Annotated in this window: 17 protein-coding genes; 14 read left to right on the top strand and 3 right to left on the bottom strand. The window is 43.1% G+C overall.

The annotated features are described in order from the left end of the window. Positions 1–516 precede the first annotated feature (516 nt). Complete coding sequence (locus PQ511_RS23200; RefSeq protein ID WP_273854288.1) at positions 517–1884, bottom strand: FAD-binding oxidoreductase; 1368 nt, start codon at positions 1882–1884, stop codon at positions 517–519. Positions 1885–2753: 869 nt separating this feature from the next. Here PQ511_RS23200 and PQ511_RS23195 point away from each other — a divergent pair. Then, positions 2754–3038: a hypothetical protein gene (locus PQ511_RS23195; protein WP_273854287.1), complete on the top strand. Its 285-nt coding sequence runs from the start codon at positions 2754–2756 to the stop codon at positions 3036–3038. A 98-nt stretch (positions 3039–3136) separates the two neighbouring features. Here the strand turns inward: PQ511_RS23195 and PQ511_RS23190 are convergent, their stop codons facing one another. Further along, positions 3137–3346: a hypothetical protein gene (locus tag PQ511_RS23190; protein WP_273854286.1), complete on the bottom strand. Its 210-nt coding sequence runs from the start codon at positions 3344–3346 to the stop codon at positions 3137–3139. 211 nt (positions 3347–3557) lie between these two features. On the opposite strand from PQ511_RS23190, the gene PQ511_RS23185 reads away from it, so the two are divergent. The 13 genes from PQ511_RS23185 to PQ511_RS23125 all read left to right on the top strand — a co-directional run bounded on the left by PQ511_RS23185 (position 3558) and on the right by PQ511_RS23125 (position 19906). Then, positions 3558–4340 (top strand): NUDIX hydrolase, encoded by a 783-nt coding sequence (locus tag PQ511_RS23185; RefSeq protein WP_273854285.1) that lies wholly within the window; start codon positions 3558–3560, stop codon positions 4338–4340. Positions 4341–4399: 59 nt separating this feature from the next. Continuing rightward, positions 4400–4951 carry a cysteine hydrolase family protein gene (locus PQ511_RS23180; RefSeq protein ID WP_273854284.1) on the top strand — a complete coding sequence of 184 codons (552 nt, stop codon included), beginning with the start codon at positions 4400–4402 and terminating at the stop codon, positions 4949–4951. A gap of 105 nt (positions 4952–5056) precedes the next feature. Then, positions 5057–6511, top strand: a complete 1455-nt coding sequence (locus PQ511_RS23175; protein ID WP_273854283.1) for a nicotinate phosphoribosyltransferase — start codon at positions 5057–5059, stop codon at positions 6509–6511. A 394-nt stretch (positions 6512–6905) separates the two neighbouring features. Then, positions 6906–7097 (top strand): hypothetical protein, encoded by a 192-nt coding sequence (locus PQ511_RS23170; RefSeq protein ID WP_273854282.1) that lies wholly within the window; start codon positions 6906–6908, stop codon positions 7095–7097. Between the two features lie 921 nt (positions 7098–8018). After that, complete coding sequence (eutB, locus tag PQ511_RS23165) at positions 8019–9044, top strand: hydroxyectoine utilization dehydratase EutB (protein WP_273854281.1); 1026 nt, start codon at positions 8019–8021, stop codon at positions 9042–9044. After that, a complete protein-coding gene (locus PQ511_RS23160) occupies positions 9034–10701 on the top strand; it encodes a PucR family transcriptional regulator (RefSeq protein ID WP_273854280.1) in 1668 nt (555 codons plus the stop codon). The genes eutB and PQ511_RS23160 overlap by 11 nt, the downstream gene beginning before the upstream one ends. A gap of 275 nt (positions 10702–10976) precedes the next feature. After that, on the top strand, positions 10977–12179 hold the full coding sequence (locus PQ511_RS23155; RefSeq protein ID WP_273854279.1) for a M24 family metallopeptidase: 1203 nt from the start codon (positions 10977–10979) through the stop codon (positions 12177–12179). 15 nt (positions 12180–12194) lie between these two features. Further along, complete coding sequence (locus PQ511_RS23150; protein WP_273854278.1) at positions 12195–13166, top strand: cyclodeaminase; 972 nt, start codon at positions 12195–12197, stop codon at positions 13164–13166. A gap of 22 nt (positions 13167–13188) precedes the next feature. Then, the gene (locus PQ511_RS23145) at positions 13189–14382 is read left to right on the top strand and encodes a cystathionine gamma-synthase family protein (protein ID WP_273854277.1); all 1194 of its coding nucleotides are present in this window, start codon (positions 13189–13191) and stop codon (positions 14380–14382) included. A gap of 24 nt (positions 14383–14406) precedes the next feature. After that, complete coding sequence (locus PQ511_RS23140; protein WP_273854276.1) at positions 14407–15600, top strand: M20 metallopeptidase family protein; 1194 nt, start codon at positions 14407–14409, stop codon at positions 15598–15600. 15 nt (positions 15601–15615) lie between these two features. Continuing rightward, positions 15616–16665 carry a homoserine dehydrogenase gene (locus tag PQ511_RS23135; protein WP_273854275.1) on the top strand — a complete coding sequence of 350 codons (1050 nt, stop codon included), beginning with the start codon at positions 15616–15618 and terminating at the stop codon, positions 16663–16665. Positions 16666–16685: 20 nt separating this feature from the next. Then, positions 16686–18137, top strand: a complete 1452-nt coding sequence (locus PQ511_RS23130) for an aldehyde dehydrogenase family protein (protein WP_273854274.1) — start codon at positions 16686–16688, stop codon at positions 18135–18137. Between the two features lie 185 nt (positions 18138–18322). Beyond that, positions 18323–19906: a BCCT family transporter gene (locus tag PQ511_RS23125; protein WP_273854273.1), complete on the top strand. Its 1584-nt coding sequence runs from the start codon at positions 18323–18325 to the stop codon at positions 19904–19906. A 228-nt stretch (positions 19907–20134) separates the two neighbouring features. Here PQ511_RS23125 and PQ511_RS23120 read toward each other — a convergent pair whose 3' ends face one another. Further along, positions 20135–21322, bottom strand: a complete 1188-nt coding sequence (locus PQ511_RS23120; protein WP_273854272.1) for a hypothetical protein — start codon at positions 21320–21322, stop codon at positions 20135–20137. Positions 21323–21746: the final 424 nt, after the last annotated feature.

Below are 21746 nucleotides of genomic sequence, written 5' to 3'. Positions count from 1 at the left end.
AACCCCCTAATGGTCGGTATTTGGTCGTACCCATTATACCATTCAGGGGGTTTTTTCATGGAGAATTTTAAATTTTACTCACCGGTCTGGTCTTAATCCGACTTTTTCACTGGTCTCGGACGGTTCTCGTGATTTAATTATTAAATGATTTTCCCAAAATAAAAAAAGCAGGTGGACTAATTCATTTAATGATCTAGTTCACCTGCTTTTCTTTGTTTGTAAGCGACTGAATCAGCAGAACCGTCCCTATCTCATTAAATATAGTCGAATTCGTAAAATGTATGCTTTAGCTGTCCCTCTATCCCTAAAGTTTTTTTCCTTTGAAGGAAGGAGTGTAACTGGGTTTAGAGTTCGCTTTTAGAAAAGGTGAGAACATTAAAGATTAACAGAAAATGTATTGCTAATAATAGAAGCTCAAGAATCTACAGATTCTTGAGCTTCTTCATCTAATAGAGAAAAATCCGTTCAGCTATGACACATCTCCACAAGGCTAGTCTTCGCTGCTTTTACCTTTCTCTATTTCTCTTCTGGCACAACATTAGGATTATGACAGAAAACATTTTTAGGATCATACATGTTTTTAACGTTCACTAGACGCTCGTAATTCCCACGGAACGCGGCTTTGACCACTTTCTCGCTTGGCGTAATGCCATTTAAGTAAGAGGCTCCGTGATGGGAAGATGGCAGTAGGCTTCCGTAAACCGAATCTACCCACTGTTTGCATAGATCAAGTTCCACATCGATCGCCATAATATCGGTAAGTAGAACGAAGTTGGCATCTCGGATAGCGTATGGTGTTGCGTTTGAAGCGACACGGTTCATTTGGCCGTGAAGCGACCAGAGTTGAACCAGTATACTTGGCGCTGGAGCGTGATCAATTTTCGTTAGGATCGTATCAATCACGTCATCTGTTAGTCCCTTGAAGTAGAGGGAGGTTCCGTGTACAGGAACGTGCTCTGGGACCATGATGTCGAGCTTGCTTTGAAGTTCGGCATACAGCATGATGCCTGTCCCGTCAACGATAGGCTCTGCTAGTTCTCTCAAAGGTTTGATAACCTCTTCGCCAATGGAAGGGCTTCCGGCGAACATGCCAGTCAACATGATGACTTTTTTCATATGTAGAAAATCTGGGATGAACGGTGCAGGAGGCAAGGTTGTCATCGTCAGGTTAATCGACACCTCGTCAGGGGCATCGTTCATGTAGGCTTGTGCTTTCTTGATGACGTCTTTCGCGTCTTTGTAATCATACATCACATCAAGGGCTAACACTTCAGGACCCACTTCATGTAGCTGATAGACAAATTCAGTAACGACCCCGAAGTTACCGCCGCCTCCACGGATTGCCCAGAAGAGATCAGGATGACTCGTTTCGTTTACTTCAATCAACTCACATGATGCTGTAACGACCTTTGCTCCAACGAGGTTGTCACACGTTAGGCCATATTTCCCTCTTAAATAGCCGAGGCTACCATTCAGTGTTAAGCCGGCAATCCCAGTTTCAGATACGGTTCCAGTCGGTGTAGCGAGACCGTATTTTTGTGTTTTGTTATCTACATCCTTCAAAGTGGCTCCCCCTTGGACATAAGCCACTTTCTTTTGAGCATCTACCGTAACCTTGTTCATGTTAGATAAGTCGATCATGACAGCATGATCACCTACCGCAAGACCCCCCAGGTGATGTCCGCCAGCTTTTACTGAGACGGTTAGGTTGTTCTCATGAGCGAAAGCAACGCCAGCTTTTACATCCTCTTCCGTCTCACAGCGCACGATTACCCCCGGTTTACGATTAATCGCACTGTTCCACACCTTGCGTGCTTCATCAAAATTCTCGTGGTTTGGCAAGATTAATCGATCGCCAACCTGCTTTTCTAATGTTTGAAACATAAAATCCCCCCCAATTGGAAAAATAAAACAGGGTTCATTATAACACACGATGGATAATAGTGGATGGGTAAAAATAATAAAAAAAGAATTAAAGGGAAATTTTTTGAGGACAGAGGATTAGGAGGAAAAGCCTACAACACAAAAAGTTAAGATGGCATAAGTCTTTTTCAAGGAGAAAAGTAATCTTATTGCTTTCGATGCTAGTAAAAATGCACATTGCGGTCATTATGCTTGGAGGATTTCTGCGAGGTAGTTTGAGTAGTAAGGAGAGAAGTAGAGTATTATGGAGTGGTTTTTGTGTTTTTGTCTTAACGGTTAAGTAACTGGTGTACTGATAATTTATTAGTATGACCTCTCATTGTTTTGTTGTCATCTGGTTGCTAACCTCAAGAGGGTGTGCAGAGACAGTTGGTGAGGATATTACGGAATTAGGAGGGTGGAAGAAAGCGGGGCAAGCACCAGTACGGACTTCATAATGGATGATTAACTCGTGCTCCTTCAATTTAGAGGTAACAAACTTAAACAAACGTTTGTTTGAATTCCTTCTGATCGGTCAGTGACTGTTCTCGTTATTCCTAGCAGCGTAAATTGGCTTTCTTTATGATTCTAAAAAAACAAGTTGAGCTACCTATTTTATTGAGTAGATCAACTTGTTTTTTGTAGGCGATGGAATTACGAGAATCCGCTCCCTTTTCCTATTAAATTCCTATAAATAGGGTAATGAAAGAATTACTGGGAATAGTGAACAGTTTATTAGTTTATCATTGTTACCATACTTCACAAGGCCAAAATAGGTTGATTTCTCTATTTTAGTTTAAATTTTAACTTGTGAAAAGGTAGGATCGAATTGATTTAATAAGGAGATGGAAATGACTAAACAGACTGTGACAAACAATCGATGGGAAGTTCTATTAAGGTTCATCTATGTTGCTTTAATAGCTAGTTATATCGTGTTAATGTTCGATTCGAACCATGATAATAACCTTTTAGCCGCGGGGCTCTTCACGACGTACTGGTTTATACGAATTCTACGTTATGCAATGAAGGAACGGGCAGAGGGCAATAAGAATCGTACGTTGTTTCATTTTGGACTGTCCGTTATCGCTGGGGTGGCCATTGTTGTAGTAGGGGTGGCTTATTTGTTCAGGCTGTAAGTTTTTTGCACTGCTATTTCTCCACGGATGATTCAAAAAAGCCATATCACTATGCATGGCATGTTGATATGGCTTTGATAATAAAGGTTAAGTTGTACTTACTCAAACAACGACTTAAATGAAAACGGAGCGATCGTGAGGATTTCACCCTCACTCTCGATCGACCATGTTTGATCATTACCTGTGATATACAAAAGAGACTTAATCATAACTTGTTCATCTAAATAATAGTCATACAGGACTATTTGCCAGTATGGAAGTATCGCCTCTTTTGCTATTAAAATATCTTCAATTGAACTTGGTTTCATATCATCACCTGTAATGACTATTCATGCCGCAAAGAAAAATCCCTATATCTCCAAATAAATTCACGAGTAATAACAAAGTTAAATTTTCTGAAAAAAACTAATTAAAAACTTGCTTTTTATTTTCTTTGGCATATAATAATAATTAACAATTTGTTAATTAAAAAAGGTGATCTAAATAAATAGAAATCAAACTTTGAAAGGGAGGGTAACGATGTCGAATGATGATGCTATGAGACAATATAATATTCAAAATTACCGCACTCCAGATGGTTATACTTCCGATATTGCTGTTTTTACAATTGTTTCTGAAAAAACAGCGGAATACAAACCACCATCAATGACGTTGAAACTAATGTTAATCAAACGAGCGAAACACAATAGCGAAAAACAGTTCAACATCGAAGCTGAAAAGTGGGCTCTACCTGGTGGTTTCGTTCAAGATGATGAAACTGCATTTGAAGCTGCGGGTCGAGAACTATTGGAAGAAACGGGTGTATCCAACATACATTTAAAACAATTCGGTATTTATGACAAGCCAGGTAGAGATCCTCGTGGTTGGATCATCTCAAATGCCCATTATGCCATTGTCTCTTCTCAACAACTCGCTCAAAGAAGAGCTGATGACGATGCAGCGGAGGTGGCATTATTTTCGATGGATGAAGTTTACAACCTTAACCTTGCTTTTGATCACAGGGAAATCATCAAAGATGCTTTTGCCGTCATTAAGCAGGATCTTCTTCTAACTACAGTTGCTAGAAAATTTTTGCCAGAACAATTTACTTATTCTGAATTACAATCTGTCCTTTTGACTGTTACGGACGATTCGGCTATTTCAAGCGATGCGGGGTTTGCTAGAAAAATTAAGTCACTTCCCTTCATTGAAGTTGTTGAGGGTCAAAAAACACAGAGAACATCAAAAATTCCGACTCAGTTGTACCGATTTGTTCATACGGATGCTGATATCATCAAACCGATCTACACAGCGAGATATTAATTTTTTATTTCTTATAATTAACAATATGTTAAACGTTAATTAAATAGGAGGTTTTTACTTTGAGTAAAAAAGCATTGATAAATATTGATTATACGAATGATTTTGTTTCTGATAAGGGAGCGTTGACGTGTGGGTTACCCGCTCAGCAAATTGAAGAGAACATTTTAGCCGTAACTAAACAGTTCATTGCTAACGGTGATTATGTGGTTTTTGCAGTCGATATTCACTATAAAGGTGATCGCTATCATCCAGAAACCAATCTCTTCCCAGCTCACAACTTATCTGGTAGCAATGGCAGAAACTTATATGGCGGGTTGAATCGATTATACGAGGATAACTGCCTTCTCCAGAACGTTTATTGGATAAACAAAACACGCTATTCTGCTTTTGCAGGAACAGATCTTGAATTAAAGTTACGAGAACGGGGAATATCAGAATTACATCTAGTAGGGGTATGTACAGACATCTGTGTTCTCCATACTGCTGTTGATGCTTACAACAAGGGGTTTAAGATAGTCGTTTACAAAGATGCAGTGGCTAGCTTCAATCAAGTTGGGCACGAGTGGTCTCTTGGTCACTTTAAAGCTTGTTTAGGAGCGGATGTTATTTAAGTTCCCGCTCTGTACGTCCTATTGAATGTACCCTGACTTTCAAATGGCTAAAAGAGGAATCGAATAAGTGTTTTCCATACTCTGAATTTCTAGGAGGAATCCATTATGACAAAGACGTATGTTGACGATAGCTTGGCTTTACACACTGACCTTTATCAAATCAATATGGCAGAAGCCTACTGGAGAGATGATTTTCATAACAGAAAAGCTGTTTTTGAATTGTTTTTCCGTAAACTTCCATTCGGAAGTGGCTATGCCCTATTCGCTGGTCTTGAGCGAATGATTGAATACTTAAAAGACTTCTGCTTCTCGGAAAGTGATTTGGCGTATCTTCGGGATCAGGGCTATAAAGAAGACTTTCTTGAATACTTGAGCACAGTCCGTTTTACAGGAACCATAGAATCAATGAAAGAAGGCGAGGTTGTTTTTGGCAACGAACCTATCCTTCGCATTGAAGCGCCATTATTGGAAGCGCAACTCATTGAGACACCTTTACTCTCGATTGTAAATTATCACACATTGATTGCAACGAAAGCTTCCCGAATCGTTCAAGCGATTGGTGATGGTACAGCAATGGAATTCGGATCTAGAAGAAGCCAAGAATTTGATGCTGGGATCTATGGAACAAGAGCTGCGTATATTGCAGGGTTCTCCGCTACTTCCAACGTAAGAGCGGGGAAGAAATTCGGTATACCGATCGCTGGAACTCACGCTCACTCACTTGTTCAAGCCTATCGCGATGAATACACAGCATTTAAGAAGTATGCAACTAGTCATCGAGAGTGCACCTTCTTAGTTGATACGTATGACACATTAAAGTCAGGTGTACCAAATGCGATTAGAGTTGCGGACGAAGAGGGGGACAACATTCACTTCAAAGCCATTCGCCTTGATAGCGGTGACCTCTCTTTCCTATCAAAAGAGGCAAGAAAGAAACTGGATCAAGCAGGATACAAAAATACGAAAATTGCAGCCTCAAATGATTTGGATGAATATACGATTACCGATTTAAAGTCCCAAGGAGCTAAGATTGATATTTGGGGCGTTGGTACGAAGGTAATTACAGGTTTCGATCAACCAGCTCTCGGCGCAGTATACAAACTCGTTTCGATAGAAGATGAAAATGGTGAGATGAAAGATACGATTAAAATTAGTGCGAATCCGGAAAAAGTTTCTACCCCAGGATTGAAAAACGTCTATAGGATCATTAATAAATCCAACGGAAAATCAGAAGGAGACTACATTGCGTTAGCACACGAAAAACCTCAAGAAGAAGAACGATTAAAAATGTTCCACCCCGTCCACACGTATATCAGTAAATTTGTCACTAACTTTGAAGCGAGAGATCTTCACCATACAATCTTTCAAAATGGTGAACTTGTCTATCAGTGCCCTCCGCTTCAAGATGTGCAAGCCTTTGTTCAGGACAATTTAAACCTCTTGTGGGATGAATACAAACGACTAAAAATGCCTGAAGAGTACCCAGTTGATTTAAGCCAAGCTTGTTGGGACAACAAAATGAGCAAGATCCAAGAAATTAAAGAAACTGTTTTACTTTAACTGAATCGTGAAAGGTTTGTCATTTTATTCTACTAAATAAAAAAACGACCCACCATGGTCCACATTGTTAAGAGGCTTGGTGGGTTCTGTTAAAATAGCTAACTCTATTTTTATCATTAATTGCAATATGAAAATATTCTGAGGAGGTTTTTATATGGCGAAAATCGGTATCTATGGATCTTCTTTCGATCCAAATCATTATTACGCGGCAAATTGGTAAATTTTTAAATTGTTACCTGAATTTTCTTACCAATGTGTATCATCTACTTAATGTATTCCCTACTATTCTAACAGAATAGAAAAATAATGGAACTTCAGTAGTAGTTTTTAGTGGCAAAATGTTGTAAAATAGGTACAAGTCGGAATCCTCAATACTCTAAGGAGGTGCCGGCTCATGGCAAAAAAGCACAAAAACTGTATGCAACAAGCCAACGCACACAAGACCAGGTGTGAAGGTAACGCCTTAGTGCTGACAGCACTAAGTCCAATGGTGAACAGAGCCCTGTTACTGGCTGCTATCATTGTCCTAGCTGTTTTGGGATATTCACCACTGGCAATTGCTTTAGCCCCATTGCTGGGGAAGTAAAACTAACCACTTAAAGTAACATATGAGGAACAACCATAAAGTATGCAGTTACAGGGACTAACCACCCCTGTCAATCTCCGACTCTAAACACCACGCAGAGGGAAAAACTGTACGCTTAAATGGGAGTTCCTCTTTAATTTGGCCGAATCTGCAATTTAATATACAAAAAAGCTCACTAGGTAACCAGCCCAGTGAGCTTTTTTCTGTCCAACTACGACTACAACGTATTACCGCCTGTACCTATGATCGAAAAGCTAGGTACTTGTGATCTCAGAAATGGTATTACGCTCAAGGAATCTTTGCATAGTTTCCCTCCCATTTTTGAGATTTCACTGAACAAGAACATGATTGACTAATGGTTCATCTGAACCGGCACCACACCGACTCAATGACAAAAAGAAACACTAACTGTATATCCATAGTATATCCCCATGTTTTCACTTTGTAAACACGTATGACTTAAATAACACCGCGATGCCCTGTTTTTGAGACACAGTCTAGTCAATTAGTAGCAACAAAATAACTACAATTGCTGATGCAATATTAGGTATCGCATTTGGCCAACCGTACCTCTTCACTAAAATGTAAGCAGCTACCACATTCGCTCCGATCGCAAATCCAATTCCAACAGATAAAAAGAAGATACCACAGCATACTCATTCTGCAGAATCTTCTTCTATGTACTTAATTAAAGTAGCTTCTCCTAAGGTAACCATACAATCATTCAAGATCTTCCTATTGAGTGTGTATTGTTCCTCACAAAGCTGACATAACTCATCATCTCATTGATGAGTTAACTGGTTTTCTATTAGGAATAGAGAATGAATCAGTAGAACCGTCCCGTGGATTCCTGTATAATTAACAGAAAATACAGAAAATTACTTTTGGTTTTATACTCTCTCGAAGGAGGCATCGTTACATATGACTACTTCCCATAACCGCCTTCCATCCAAAACGTTAACTCCTCTTACGCTTCAAGATATCTGGATTGCGAAGAAGCGGATTGCATTATTTGTGAAAACAACCCCTCTCCTTCATTCAGAACGACTTTCAAGAGAAAGTGAGACAACTGCCTACCTTAAGTTAGAGAGCCTTCAAGAAACGGGTTCGTTTAAATTACGTGGGGCAGCCAACAAGATTCTTAGTTTGTCAGAGGAAGAGCGGCGGAAAGGTGTTACCACTTTTTCCACCGGGAACCACGGATTAGCTGTCGCATATGTCGCGCGGCAGTTGGGTGTGAAAGCTCATATTTGCATCTCCAATCGTGTTCCGTTCAATAAAGTGAGGAAGCTGCAGGAGATGGGAGCGGTGGTTCAACGAGTTGGTCAGAACCAAGATGATGCCGAATCCTATTGCTACAACCTTCGAGATGAGGAAGGGATGACGGTGATTAAACCATTTGATGATCCTGACATCATTGCGGGACAAGGAACGATCGCACTTGAACTGCTTGATGAGCTTCCGGACATTGATACGTGCGTGATTCCGCTCTCGGGTGGTGGACTTTTATCAGGCGTTGCACTTGGCTTGAAAGCGGCAAATCCATCTATTCAGGTGATCGGGGTTTCAATGAAGCGTGCTGCCGTCATGTACGAAAGCATTCGGGCGAATCGGCCATTGGTAATACCTGAAGAAACAACGCTCGCTGATAGTTTACTAGGGGGGATTGGCCCTGATAATCGCTACACTTTTTCGATGGTAAAAGATTATGTGGATGATATTGTGTTACTTTCAGAAGAAGAAATTGCTCGGGGGATGTCCTTTTTATTTCGACATCATCAGCTTGGTGTGGAAGGAGCTGCCGCAACAGCTGTTTCGGTCCTGTTACATAAAAAAACGAGAAAGTTAGGGTTGAGAACAGCCGCGATTGTGAGCGGAAGTAATGTGGATGCGGACCGATTGCTTGAGATTATTTCGACACATAAGGATGATGAAAATGACGATTAATCTTGGCGAGATCACAGCACTACCGATGTTTGCAGAGGCAAGAGTCCTTTCTGGAAAGTCCTATCTTGATCAAAAACAAGTCGAGTGGGTTTCAGTAATAGAGACACCTGTTGAAAACTTTGTACGCCAGCACGAGTTTGTTCTTAGTACTGGAATTGGGCTCGCGGAGGAAGATGAGGGGCTTCTTCATTTTGTGCAGGATGTCTATGAATCAGGAGCATCGGCGCTTGCTTTGGCAACCGGTCGACATGTGTATGATATTCCAAAACAAGTCATATCCTTTGCAGAAAACAAGGGATTTGTACTTATTGAGATGAACTGGGAAATCCGTTTTTCTGATGTGATTCACTCCTGTATGGAGAAAATCAATCATTATCAGCAAGAAGAATTGAAGAAATCAGAACAAATACAGCAACGTCTCTTAGAAATGGTTCTTCAAGGTGGGGGATGCTCGGATATCGCTCGTTATGTTATGAAGCAGACCGGATTCCCGGTTCTAATCGCTGACACGTTAGGAAGAGTGAAAGGTGAATCAGGGTGTACGACGGAACATCTTATGCCATGGAATCGTCATCGTGAGAGTAGTGTGACCGTAGCTCATGCTGGGAATCTTCATCCGCTTCACAAAAAAATGGAGAAAATCGTGATTGGGAATGCATCGGGCCTTTTGATGAGAATTCAGTCTGCAGGAAAGGAACAGGGTCAAATGATGGTTTTTTCTCTCACTGACCCGGATGATAGGGAGACGAATCTTCTAGAACATGCGTCGACTGCTGCGGCGCTTGCGTTTCTAAAAGATAGTGCGATTGAAGAGACCGAGATGCGATTAAAAGATGATTTTATTCTTAGTCTAGCAAATGGAGAATTTGTATCGGAAGAGCGGCTCCTTTCGAGAGGGAAGCTCCTCGGATATAATCTCACACTTCCTTATGTTTGTATCGTAGGAAAGTTGGAAAACTTGGAGGATCTTTTCAGTAAAAACCAAGAAGGATTTGCTTCTTATCAACACTGGTTTGAAAGCATGATTTATTATGTGAGTGAGGAAATTCTTTTGGCAGGCGAAACGATTAATCGAAGAATTCTCACTACCATACAGGAGTCAAAGCTACTTATATTCCTAGAAACAGAGCCTGGAAGGAATGACCTTGTGAACCAGTATCTCGACTTACTGGAGAGGAGAGTGAGCCGATTGCTCCCTGGCGTCGTCCTGACATGGGGAATGGGGCAGCATGGAGACGGTGTGATTGTTTTTCCAGATAGCTACAGTAAAGCATGCGTGGCACTGGATCTTGGTAGAAAGCAAAGAGGGGCAGGCAGTCGCATTGATTATGAAGATACGAAAATCAATCGATTATTGCAAAGTCTCTCGCACGATAAAGATGTGCAGGAAGTGACGATGTCCACGATCTCTCCTCTAGTTGATTACGATGAGAAGCGAAACATGGACCTGATTGGGACGTTCACCGCCTATCATTTAAATAATGGCAATGTGAGTCAAACAGCACGAAAGCTGAACCTTCATAGACAGTCACTTCTTTATCGATTAAGAAAAATCGAGTCGTTAACAAGACTATCCTTAATGAACCCGGATGACGTTTTCCTTCTTGATTTAAGCATTAAAATTTGGTCCGTTGGTTTGAAAGATGGTAACGGTTAAGAATACGAGATTGGATTAAAAATGAAAGCATAATTTGAATAAAAGTTTTGGCAGTACCCGGAGCAATGGGTACTGCCTTTTTGTTTATAAAGGTAGTTGTTGCCCCTTCTATTGTGGTCATCCTCTTTTTCAAACAACCTCATTAGGTAAATTGTCTAAACCGACCAGGAAAACTTCATACAGTTTTGCAGATGCTTTAAAGGTCTTCACTTCAGTATGATGAACAAAAGAAATTAACTTAATGTTCTGAATTCATAGAGCGGAGGGAGAACGCAATGCAATCCTTTGAAATGAGTGAATTTCAGGAGCGGATTCAGCGGACGAAGAGACGAATGGAAGCGGAAGGACTTGAAGTGTTGTTAATTACAGATCCAGCGAATATGAATTATCTCTCAGGTTATGATGGGTGGTCTTTCTACGTCGATCAGATGGTTGTCGTCATTATTGATGAAGAGCATCCGCTCTGGATTGGTAGGCAAATGGATGCCAATGGAGCGAAAGCGACGACGTGGCTGTATCGGGAAAACATCATTTCCTATACGGATGATTATGTGCATTCGGACGTAAAGCACCCAATGGATTTTGTTGCGGACATCTTGCGGCAAATTGGTCAGGGAAATCGCGTCATTGGTGTCGAGATGGGGGCTTATTATTTCTCAGCGCTTGCGTTCGAACATTTGAAAAAAGGACTGCCAAATGCTGTTTGGAAGAATGCGACTCTGCTCGTTAATCATGTGAGGATGATCAAGTCAGATCAGGAAATTGCGTATATTCGCAACGCAGCAAGGCTTGTTGAACGAGGGATGACAAAGGCGATTCAATCCATTGCTGAAGGCGTTCGAGAATGTGATGTAGTAGGAGATATTTATCAAAGTCTCATTCGGGGTACGCCTGAGTTCGGCGGTGATTATCCTGCCATTGTGCCGATGCTTCCTTCTGGTGAAAACACGTGTACACCGCATCTTACTTGGACGGATAAAAAGTATCGGGATAGAGATCTCGTCATCATTGAGCTCGCTGGCTGTTATAAACGATACCACTGTCCGATGGCTCGGACAGTATCGATTGGTCCTCAGGAAGAAAGAGTGAACGATATTGCAAAGGTGGTTGTTGAAGGCTTGAACGAAGCTCTTGCATTTGCGAAGCCTGGCGTTACGTGTGAGGAAGTGGAGGGAGTTTGGCGCAGATCGATCGCGAAGTACGGTGTAATAAAGGATTCCCGAATTGGGTATTCGATGGGATTGAATTATCCGCCGGATTGGGGCGAACATACGGCGAGCATCAGGCAGGGGGATCGAACCGTATTGAAGCCGAATATGGCGTTTCATATGATTCCAGGAATCTGGTATGACGATTTTGGAATTGAAATTAGTGAATCCTTTTGTGTGACGAATACTGGGATCGAGGTGCTGGCAAATATGCCAAGAAAATTGATCACCGCCTCCAATCATTTTGCGATGGATCATGATGCGGTGTAAGCGAGGAGTGATGAGATGATTCTTTTTACAGAAGAAGAGATTCGTAAGCACGTGGGCTTGAATACGGAAACAATACAAGTGGTTGAAGATGCGTTTACGAGTCTTGCTACAAAGCGAGTAGAAATGCCTCCGATTATGCGTATTGATATTCCTGCTTATAACGGAGAAGTGGATGTGAAATCTGCTTATGTGGAAGGACTGGATTATTTCGCGATTAAAGTATCAACAGGATTTTTCGATAATTTTAAGCTAGGTTTGCCTAGTGGGAATGGTCTCATGATGCTTTTTCATTCTCAAACAGGAAAACCAGAAGCCCTCCTTCTCGATAATGGTTATTTAACAGATATTCGAACTGCTGCTGCAGGGGCAGTGGCGGCAAAGCACCTCTCAAGACAAGACGCCAGAACCGCAGGAGTAATCGGAACAGGAAGTCAGGCGCGCTACCAGATTGAAGCGATCTCGCGCGTGCGTCCGATTGAAAGAGTACTAGTATCCGGGCGGGATGAGGGAAGAATCGAGCAATATATGAAGGACATAGAGTCGGTCCTTGGGGTAAAGGTTGAGGCAGCGAGTGCGGAAGACGTTGTACGGAGTAGCGATATAGTAGTGACGACAACCCCCGCTACGACGCCGATTATCAAAGAGGAATGGCTACACAGCGGTCTTCATATTACGGCGATGGGATCGGATGCTGAAGGCAAACAGGAGCTTGAGGCGGGAATTTTAGAGAAGGCGGATCTCCTTGTATGTGATGTGAAAAGTCAATCTCGTAAACTAGGAGAAATCCATCACGCCCTTGATCAGGAACAAATGTTAGCGAAGGCAGTTGAAATTGGGGAGATCACATCTGGAAGAAGCAAAGGAAGATTGAATAACGAGCAAATCACGGTATGCGACTTAACGGGGACAGGTGTCCAGGATACCGCCATCGCGATTTATACGTACAACATATTAAAAGAAAAGAAAGCCCGAGCATCGATTACCTAGTGACGAAAAGGAGATGAAGAAAATGAAAAAAACAAACAATGGAACAACGGCGGTATGGGCAGGGGAAAAGGACTATCTTGTTCATGGGGCGACACAGGTTCCGGTCGTGCTGAGCGTTGCTTATGGGTATGACGATATGGATGAATGGTATGAGGTGGCGGTTGGAAATAAGAAAGGGCATATTTATGGACGAAATACGAATCCAACGGTTCAGGCTTTTGAAGACAAAGTGAAAGCACTTGAAGGAGCGGAAGCCGCTACTAGCTTCTCGACTGGAATGGCCGCGATCAGCAACACGCTTTCGACTTTTCTTTTGCCAGGCGACCGTATCGTATCGATTAAAGATACATACGGCGGTACGAATAAAATATTCACGGAGTTTCTGCCACGATTGAACATCGAAGTGGTGCTATGTGAAACGGGAGATCACGAGATGATTGAGGAGGAAGTGGCAAAGGGATGCAAAGTGTTGTATCTCGAGACGCCAACAAATCCAACGGTGAAAATTACGGACATTGAGCGTATGGCGAAAGCAGGTCACGATGTTGGCGCCCTTGTTGTGGTAGACAATACGTTCGCAACGCCAATTAATCAGAACCCGCTGGAGCTCGGTGTTGATCTTGTCCTTCATAGCGCGACAAAGTTTCTCGGAGGGCACGCGGACGCGTTAGGTGGCGTCATTTGTGGCAGAAAGGAATTGATCGAGAAAATCTATCACTACCGAGAAATCAATGGAGCAACAATGGATCCGATGGCAGCCTACCTCATATTAAGAGGCATGAAAACCCTGCACCTGCGTGTGAAAAAACAGTGTGAAAACGCGATGAAGGTAGCGAGGTATCTTCAAAGTCAGGACCTTGTCGAGGCGGTTTTCTACCCTGGACTTGAAACACATCCAGGACATGAGATTGCGAAGAAACAGATGAAGGACTTTGGAGGAATGTTCAGCTTCTCTGTGAAAGGCGGCGTTGAAACGATGCGTCACTTGCTTCCAAAATTAAAATATGCCAACCGAGCGGCAAACCTTGGTGCAGTTGAGACAACAGTAGGACCATCGCGTACGACGAGCCATGTTGAATGTACGCCAGAAGAACGTGCACTCATGGGCATTCCAGAAGGACTTGTCAGATATTCAGCTGGAATTGAAGACGTCGAGGATTTGATTGCGGATCTTGAACAGGCATTCCAATCCGTGACGAGTGAGGCAAAGGTGTAGAAAGAGAGCAAAGGAGGGACGATCATGGTGCCGGGGCATAAGGAAATGGAACGAGCGGAGGCGATGATAGAAGAGTTAGTCCGGTTTCGACGAACGCTCCATGCGCATCCCGAGCTTAGTTTTCAAGAGAGACAAACAGCTGAATTCGTAGCGACAACGTTACGAGATTTAGGGGTTACTGATATTAAAACGTGCGGGGGACATGGCGTCGTTGCAACTATTCGTAGTGGAGCAGGACCAACGATTGCGATTCGAGCAGACATGGATGCCCTTCCCATTCAGGAAACAGGCACTCACGTCTACCGATCGAAAAATGATGGCGTGATGCACGCTTGCGGTCATGATGCTCACACAGCTATGCTATTAGGCGTTGCAAAACTATTAGTTGAGGATCAGCGTAATGGAAGTCTTCAAGGTACGGTAAAGCTAATATTTCAACCCGCTGAAGAAGCAACGGATGAAAGTGGCTTTTCGGGTGCTTCTTACATGATATTGGATGGCGTGTTAGACGATGTTGAAGCTGCTGTTGCGCTTCACGTATGTCCCTGGCAACCAGTCGGTGTCATTCAAGTAAATGATGGAGAAAGCATGGCAAATGTCGACGTCTTTGAAGGAGTGATCGCTGGTTCAGGAGGGCACGGGGGATACCCGCATATGGGGTCAGATCCGATCTGGTTGTTATCTTCTGTGCTACCAGTCCTCTATAGCATTGTGAATCGCCGCATATCCCCCCTTGAAACAGCCGTTGCAAGCATCGGGGAGATTCATGCTGGAAGTGCGAGCAACGTTATTCCAGATGAAGTTAGGGTGGTTGGAACGTTTCGATCGTATTCGGCAGAGGCGAGGGGAAGCTTGACCATGGAGCTCGAGAAGGCCTTTCAGGTGGCAGAAGTACTTGGTGGAACGTATGAATTCCATGTTGAACATGGCGAGCCGGCTCTTCGAAATGAACCTCGCGTTAATCGAATCATTGAAAGAGCTGCGGTAGAGGTAGCCCCAGAAATAGAAATTGCTCGCGGACCGTTTGGACTTGGCGGTGAAGATTTTGCTTATATGGCAGAGCGAGTGCCCGCCGCGATGTTTTTCCTTGGTAGTGCTATGGCAGACGGGATCAGTCGAGAGCTTCATACGCCGATATTTGATATTGATGAACGCTGTCTTCCGATTGGAACAGCGCTTCTAACGAAAATCGCGCATGAAATGCTGAAATCAATTTAAGTGGAGGTGTCACAAGTGGCGCATCGCATTGCCTTTATTGGCTTTGGGGGAGTAGGTCAGGGACTCGCAGATATTATTCAAAACCAGGGTGAAGAGCTTTTAAAAAAGGAAGGACTGGACCTTCAAGTAGTGGCCATTTCAGATATGATGAAGGGTTCGCTTTATCATCCTGAAGGACTTAATCTGAAAGCCGTGACTGAAGCGGTGGCGAGCGGATCGCTTCAGTCTTATCCTGAAGAATCCGGACTTATTAGAGGACTTGATAGTATGCAAACGATCAAGCAATCAAATGCGGATACGATCGTCGAAGTAACGTTTACCGATGTGAGAACAGGTCAGCCTGCCATCGATCATTGTAAGGCGGCTTTTTTATCAAGAAAAAATGTGGTTACAACGAATAAGGGGCCAATTGCGTTAGCGTATCGTGAATTAAGTAAGCTTGCGAAAGAGTACGGGGTGTTTTTTGGATTCGAAGGAACAGTGATGAGCGGAACGCCAGCGCTTCGTATGCCGCTTACGACGCTTGCGGGAAATGAGATATCTGCGATAAGAGGGATTTTTAATGGAACTTCCAATTACATGTTAACTCGAATGGAAGAGGGTTTATCCTTCGACGCTGCTTTAAAAGAAGCACAGGATCTTGGGTTTGCAGAGGCAGATCCAACAAATGATGTTGAAGGATATGACGTTAGATATAAGATTGTCATTCTAGCAAACTACGTAATGGACCTCCCCCTTACAGTGGAAGAGGTAACTTGCAAAGGAATAAGTCAACTCACCACTCAGGATATAGAGGAGGCAAAGCAAAACGGGGAACGGTGGAAGCTGTTAGGAACGCTACAGAAAGGAGAGGATGGCCTCATCGCAACTGTGGGTCCAGAACGAATTCCGCTTACGGATCCTCTCGCTTCTATCAGCGGGGCGACGAACGCAATAACGTATGAGTGTAGTCTTGCTGGCCCTATCACACTAGCAGGAGCCGGAGCTGGGATTAAAGAAACGGGCTTCTCGTTATTAATCGATTTAATTCACTTTCATCGGGAGAAAATGGCAGTCACAACCTAATGGGAAGGATGGATGTGAGGATGACAATACAAACGGCTGTTCAGGGCATGTACCTTGCAGGAAAATGGACGACGAGAGAGGCAAAGATTGACGTGCTAGATCCACATGATCAATCCCTTATTTGCAGTGTTCCTTCTGCTACTGCTGAAGATATGCATTTAGCCATTGACGAAGCGAAAAGCGGCATGAAAATCGCTGCCGAGCTTCCTGTTCATAAGCGAATGGCGATTCTTCACAGTGCTGCTGATTTTGTTGACGAAAACCGAACGCGTTTTGCGAGGACGATCGCGATGGAAGGTAGCAAAACGATCAAAGAAGCAAGAGGCGAGGTTCAGCGTTGTATTGAAACGCTCAGATTATCTGCTGAAGAAGCTAGGCGAATTAATGGTGAAACGATCCCATTTGATCAGCGTCCCGGTAGCGAAGATCGCCTTGGTTACTATTTCCGCTTCCCAGTTGGCATTATCGGAGCAATTACGCCATTTAATGATCCGTTAAATCTCGTCGCTCATAAGATCGGACCAGCCATCGCAGCGGGTAATGCCATCATCGTAAAACCTGCTACCGTGACCCCGCTTAGCGCGCTACTTCTAGCGGAAGCTTTCGATCAAGCAAACCTTCCTCACGGAGTACTTTCTGTCATTACCGGAAGAGGGAATGAGATTGGGAACGTGCTTGTGACGCATCCCGACGTTCGCATGATTTCATTTACTGGTGGTCTGGAAACAGGTGAGCAGATTACACATCAAGCAGGCTTGAAAAAAATTAGTATGGAATTAGGATCGAATTCCCCGGTCATTGTATTGAATGATGCGGACCTCGAACATGCTGTAAGGGCAACTGTTTCAGGGTCTTTTTCGGCAGCGGGGCAAAATTGTATCGGTGTTCAACGCGTGTATATTCAGGAAGGGATCTATGACGCTTTTGAAGAACTGTTTGTGAAAGAGACGCTGGCTCTATCTGTTGGAGACAAAATGCTCGAAACGACGGATATGGGGCCAATGATCAATGAGAGAGAAGCCAAGCGAGTGGAATCATGGGTAGGGGAGGCATTGGATCAAGGTGCGAACCTTCTGACTGGTGGTGTGAGAGAGGGGGCTTATTATACACCGACTGTCCTGACGCACGTTCCTCAGGATTGTATGATCGCAAAGCAGGAAATTTTCGGACCCGCTGTCCTTCTGTATCCTGTAAGGGATTTAGATGAAGCGATTGATCTTGCAAATGATGTGAATTATGGGCTACATGGGGGGATTTTTACTGAAAATCTCGAAAATGCTTTTGAAGCCATCACCCGGCTACAAGTGGGTGGACTGATGATTAATGATAGCTCAGATTATCGAATTGATGGCATGCCTTTCGGAGGAATAAAAGGTTCAGGAATTGGGCGAGAAGGGGTAAAGAGTTCGATTCTTGAAATGACTGAGCCACGCGTCGTTAGCTTTAAGTTGAAACACCGAATGAAGGCGTAGGAAATGACTGTCAGAGAAGGGTTTCCTTCTCTGATGGTTTTGAACTCTTCTGTCCTTAAGAGGCAGTGCCCCACTAGTTGAACGACTTGATTTCGAGTGGATTTGATAGAGGGGTACTACCCTTTAAGGATAGAATCGCAAGCACGATACGAATCATACGTCCATTTAATGAAGGGGAGAAGCATATGAGTTCGAATTACAGAAATCCAGTTTTCTGGGTATCCGCGCTTGTCATTACACTGTTTGTCGTTTGGGGTGCTGCAGCTCCAGACGGGTTTGCGAAGATTGCAGGATCGGTTTTCAATTTTACTACGAATGCATTTGGCTGGTTTTACCTCATTGCGGTGATGTTTTTCGTTTTATTTTGTATCTATTTAGCTCTAAGTAAATATGGGAAAGTTCGTCTCGGTAAAGAAGATGAACGTCCAAAATATGCCTATTTCACATGGATTGGCATGCTGTTTAGTGCAGGATTTGGTGTGGGACTGGTCTTCTGGGGAGTGGCCGAACCGATGACTCATTTCGGTACGCCTCCAACTGGTCTCGGAGTTGAAGGAGGGACGGAAGAGGCGGCTCGGACAGCGATGCGCTATTCCTTCTTTCATTGGGGCATTCATCAGTGGTCTGTTTTTACCGTTGTTGGTCTTGTCATGGCTTACTTTCAATATAAAAAAGATCGAGGAGCGCTGATAAGCTCAACGATCACCGTGAAAACACCAAAGAAAAAGGCGAGCTGGAAAACGATCGTGAATACACTTGCTGTTATTGCGACCGTTATGGGCGTTGCGACTTCACTTGGGATGGGAATCCTTCAAATTAACGGGGGTTTGAATTATATGTATGACCTGCCACAGAATGCAGGTGTTCAGCTGATTATTACCGGAATTCTCCTTGTGCTCTATCTCTTTTCATCCACAACAGGACTTGATCGAGGAATCAAATACTTAAGCAACCTGAATCTTGGGCTTGCTCTCGCACTCATGCTTTTTGTACTTATTCTTGGACCCACTGTCTTTATATTCGAGAGCTTTACCGTCGCGATCGGTGATTACATTCAGAACTTTGTGGAGATGAGTTTCTACATGACCCCTTATCAGGGTGGATCGTGGGTCAAAGATTGGACCATTTTCTACTGGGCATGGGTCATCGCATGGTCGCCTTTCATCGGATCCTTTGTTGCGCGAATCTCTCGTGGTAGAACGATTCGCGAGTTAATTTTCGGTGTACTCATTGTGCCTCCATTTATCGCGATGGTTTGGATTGCTGTTTTCGGCGGAGCGGCTCTGAACATGGATCTATTTGGCGGTACGGCGATTACTGCTGCCGTCAGCAACGATGTCACGAGTGCGCTATTCGTTACACTTGAACAATTTCCATTAACAACGGTTTTATCCAGTCTTTCTATCTTCTTAATCGCTGTCTTTTTGGTTACCTCGGCGGACTCAGCTACCTTTGTATTAGGAATGATGACATCGAAAGGAGATATGAATCCAACAATGGCAGCGAAGATCGTCTGGGGTACCCTTATCGCCGCTATATCTGTTGTGCTCATTATAAGTAGTGGTCTTCAAGGACTCCAAACCGCTTCCCTCATCTCAGCCCTTCCATTTACATTTATCATGATTCTTATGTGTAGAGCGCTCTTTATTTCACTTAGGAGAGACCATAAGGAACAAGTGAAGAAAAAGGAAAAATCAATTATTGAAACAGCTACCGCACAGATTGCAGCATCGAAGCAGGAGGAAGAGAGCGAGGGGGAGAGGGGGTGAATCGGTGGCGGGAATCGCTGGAAATCGCTGGGACGGTTCTCGCGATTCACATTATATTAGATTTGAATACCAGATAAACCAGGTGAACGAGCCAATTTGAGATTCGTTCATCTGGTTTTTGTGTTTGGATAAGGAAGTGAATCAGCAGAACCGTCCCAGTGATGCCATGCACTGCCCCCATAATAAAAAGTACCTGATCCGAAAAGGAAACAGGTACTTTTTACCGATTTATTCAGCTTTCTCAATAACCATATTCAACGTTTCTTTGATTTCCTTCAGCTCTTCCATTGCCTTTTCTTTTTCATCTGATTTAACAGCTTCCAGATAAGACTGGGCATGGGCAGAAAGGGTTTTGTAAGCTTCTTCGCCTTCCATGCGCTGGATGTCACTTGAAATCATATCAATGAAGAGAGCACCTTCTAGAGCAGTAATCGTGGATTTATCTTCTCCCCATTCTTCTTCGCTTTCTTCATATTCATGAAGAGCTACTTTTGAGAAACCGCGAATAAACGCATGGTTAACAGCTTCTGGATCGATTTCAGCTACATCGTTTTCAAGACTAAAATTCTTCTCGATTAGTGCTGCATCTTCTTCAGCGTGGTTCGTGATGTAATTTGAGATTGATTGATAGAATGCCCAACCTTCTGCTTGTTCCACACGAGCATGCTCAGCATCTTCTTTTGCTTCTTTCGCTGCTTTTGTTGCATATCCTTCAGGTAGAGCACCAGTTGCAAGGTAGAATGTCTTCATCAATGTCTTATCGACCATTTGGGTAGCGAGTACAAATTGAAGGTTATCATCGTTTTCTACAGCGGAATCCATGTCACTGAAAGCACCGTCGATTTGAGAAACCATGGAAGTATCGTATGCCGCGTCACGTTTTTCAACCGTTCCTTTTAACACTTCATAGTATTCCTTTGCTTCTTCAATCTCTTTGTTCACTTCTTCTGTATTGCCCCAGTTTTCTTTCACTTCGTCAAACTCATGCTTTACCGTTAAATAGAAAACCTTTTGCATCAGCTTATCATAAATTTGTTTCACAACTTCGCCATCTAGGTCACCAGATTTTCCAGCTTCTAGAGCAGAAGAGATCTGTTGATCCATTTCACCTTCTCGTTGCTCAACAAGAGGTTGTAAATCGTTATTATAAAGATCAATCACAGATTGATAGTCGACTTCTTCACCTTCAGATGCTTTCTCAAGCTCTGCTTTCCCTTCATTAAAAGAAGAAATGAAATCAGCATCATCAGCATCTTCTTCTTTTTTATCACCATTACTTTCATCCGCTTTTTCCGTGCTATTTTGTTCTGAATTTTCATCAGAAGCACTTTCATTAGCAGAATTACCGTTTTGCCCGCAAGCAGCTAGAACAAGCCCTAGTGCAAGAAATAAATACAAGAGTTTATGCTTTAACACGTTTGGTTTCCCCCTATTTTCTATGTAGTAATCGTTATCATTTCAACATTATCATATAGAGAATGATTCTCATTGTCAACCGGTAAATGAGAATTGGGGGAGCGGCATCGGCGGCATCGGCGGCATCGGCGGGACGGTTCGTGTGATTCATTTTACGTGCATCGCTGGGACGGTTCTCGCGATTCATTAAAAATTTAATAAGATGTCTACCAATATGAATACCAGTTAAACTAGTTGAACGTTCCAATTTGAGATTCCTTTATCTGGTTATTGTTTTGTATGATTGAGTGAATCATCAGAACCGTCCGAGACCAGTGAAAAAGTCGGATTAAGACCAGACCGGTGAGTAAAATTTAAAATTCTCCATGAAAAAACCCCCTGAATGGTATAATGGGTACGACCAAATACCGACCATTAGGGGGTT

This window comes from Guptibacillus spartinae, assembly GCF_028610625.1.
Taxonomy (GTDB): domain Bacteria; phylum Bacillota; class Bacilli; order Bacillales; family Guptibacillaceae; genus Guptibacillus; species Guptibacillus spartinae.
Note: the sequence above shows the minus strand (reverse complement) of the source record. Positions and strands in the feature narration are given on the sequence as shown.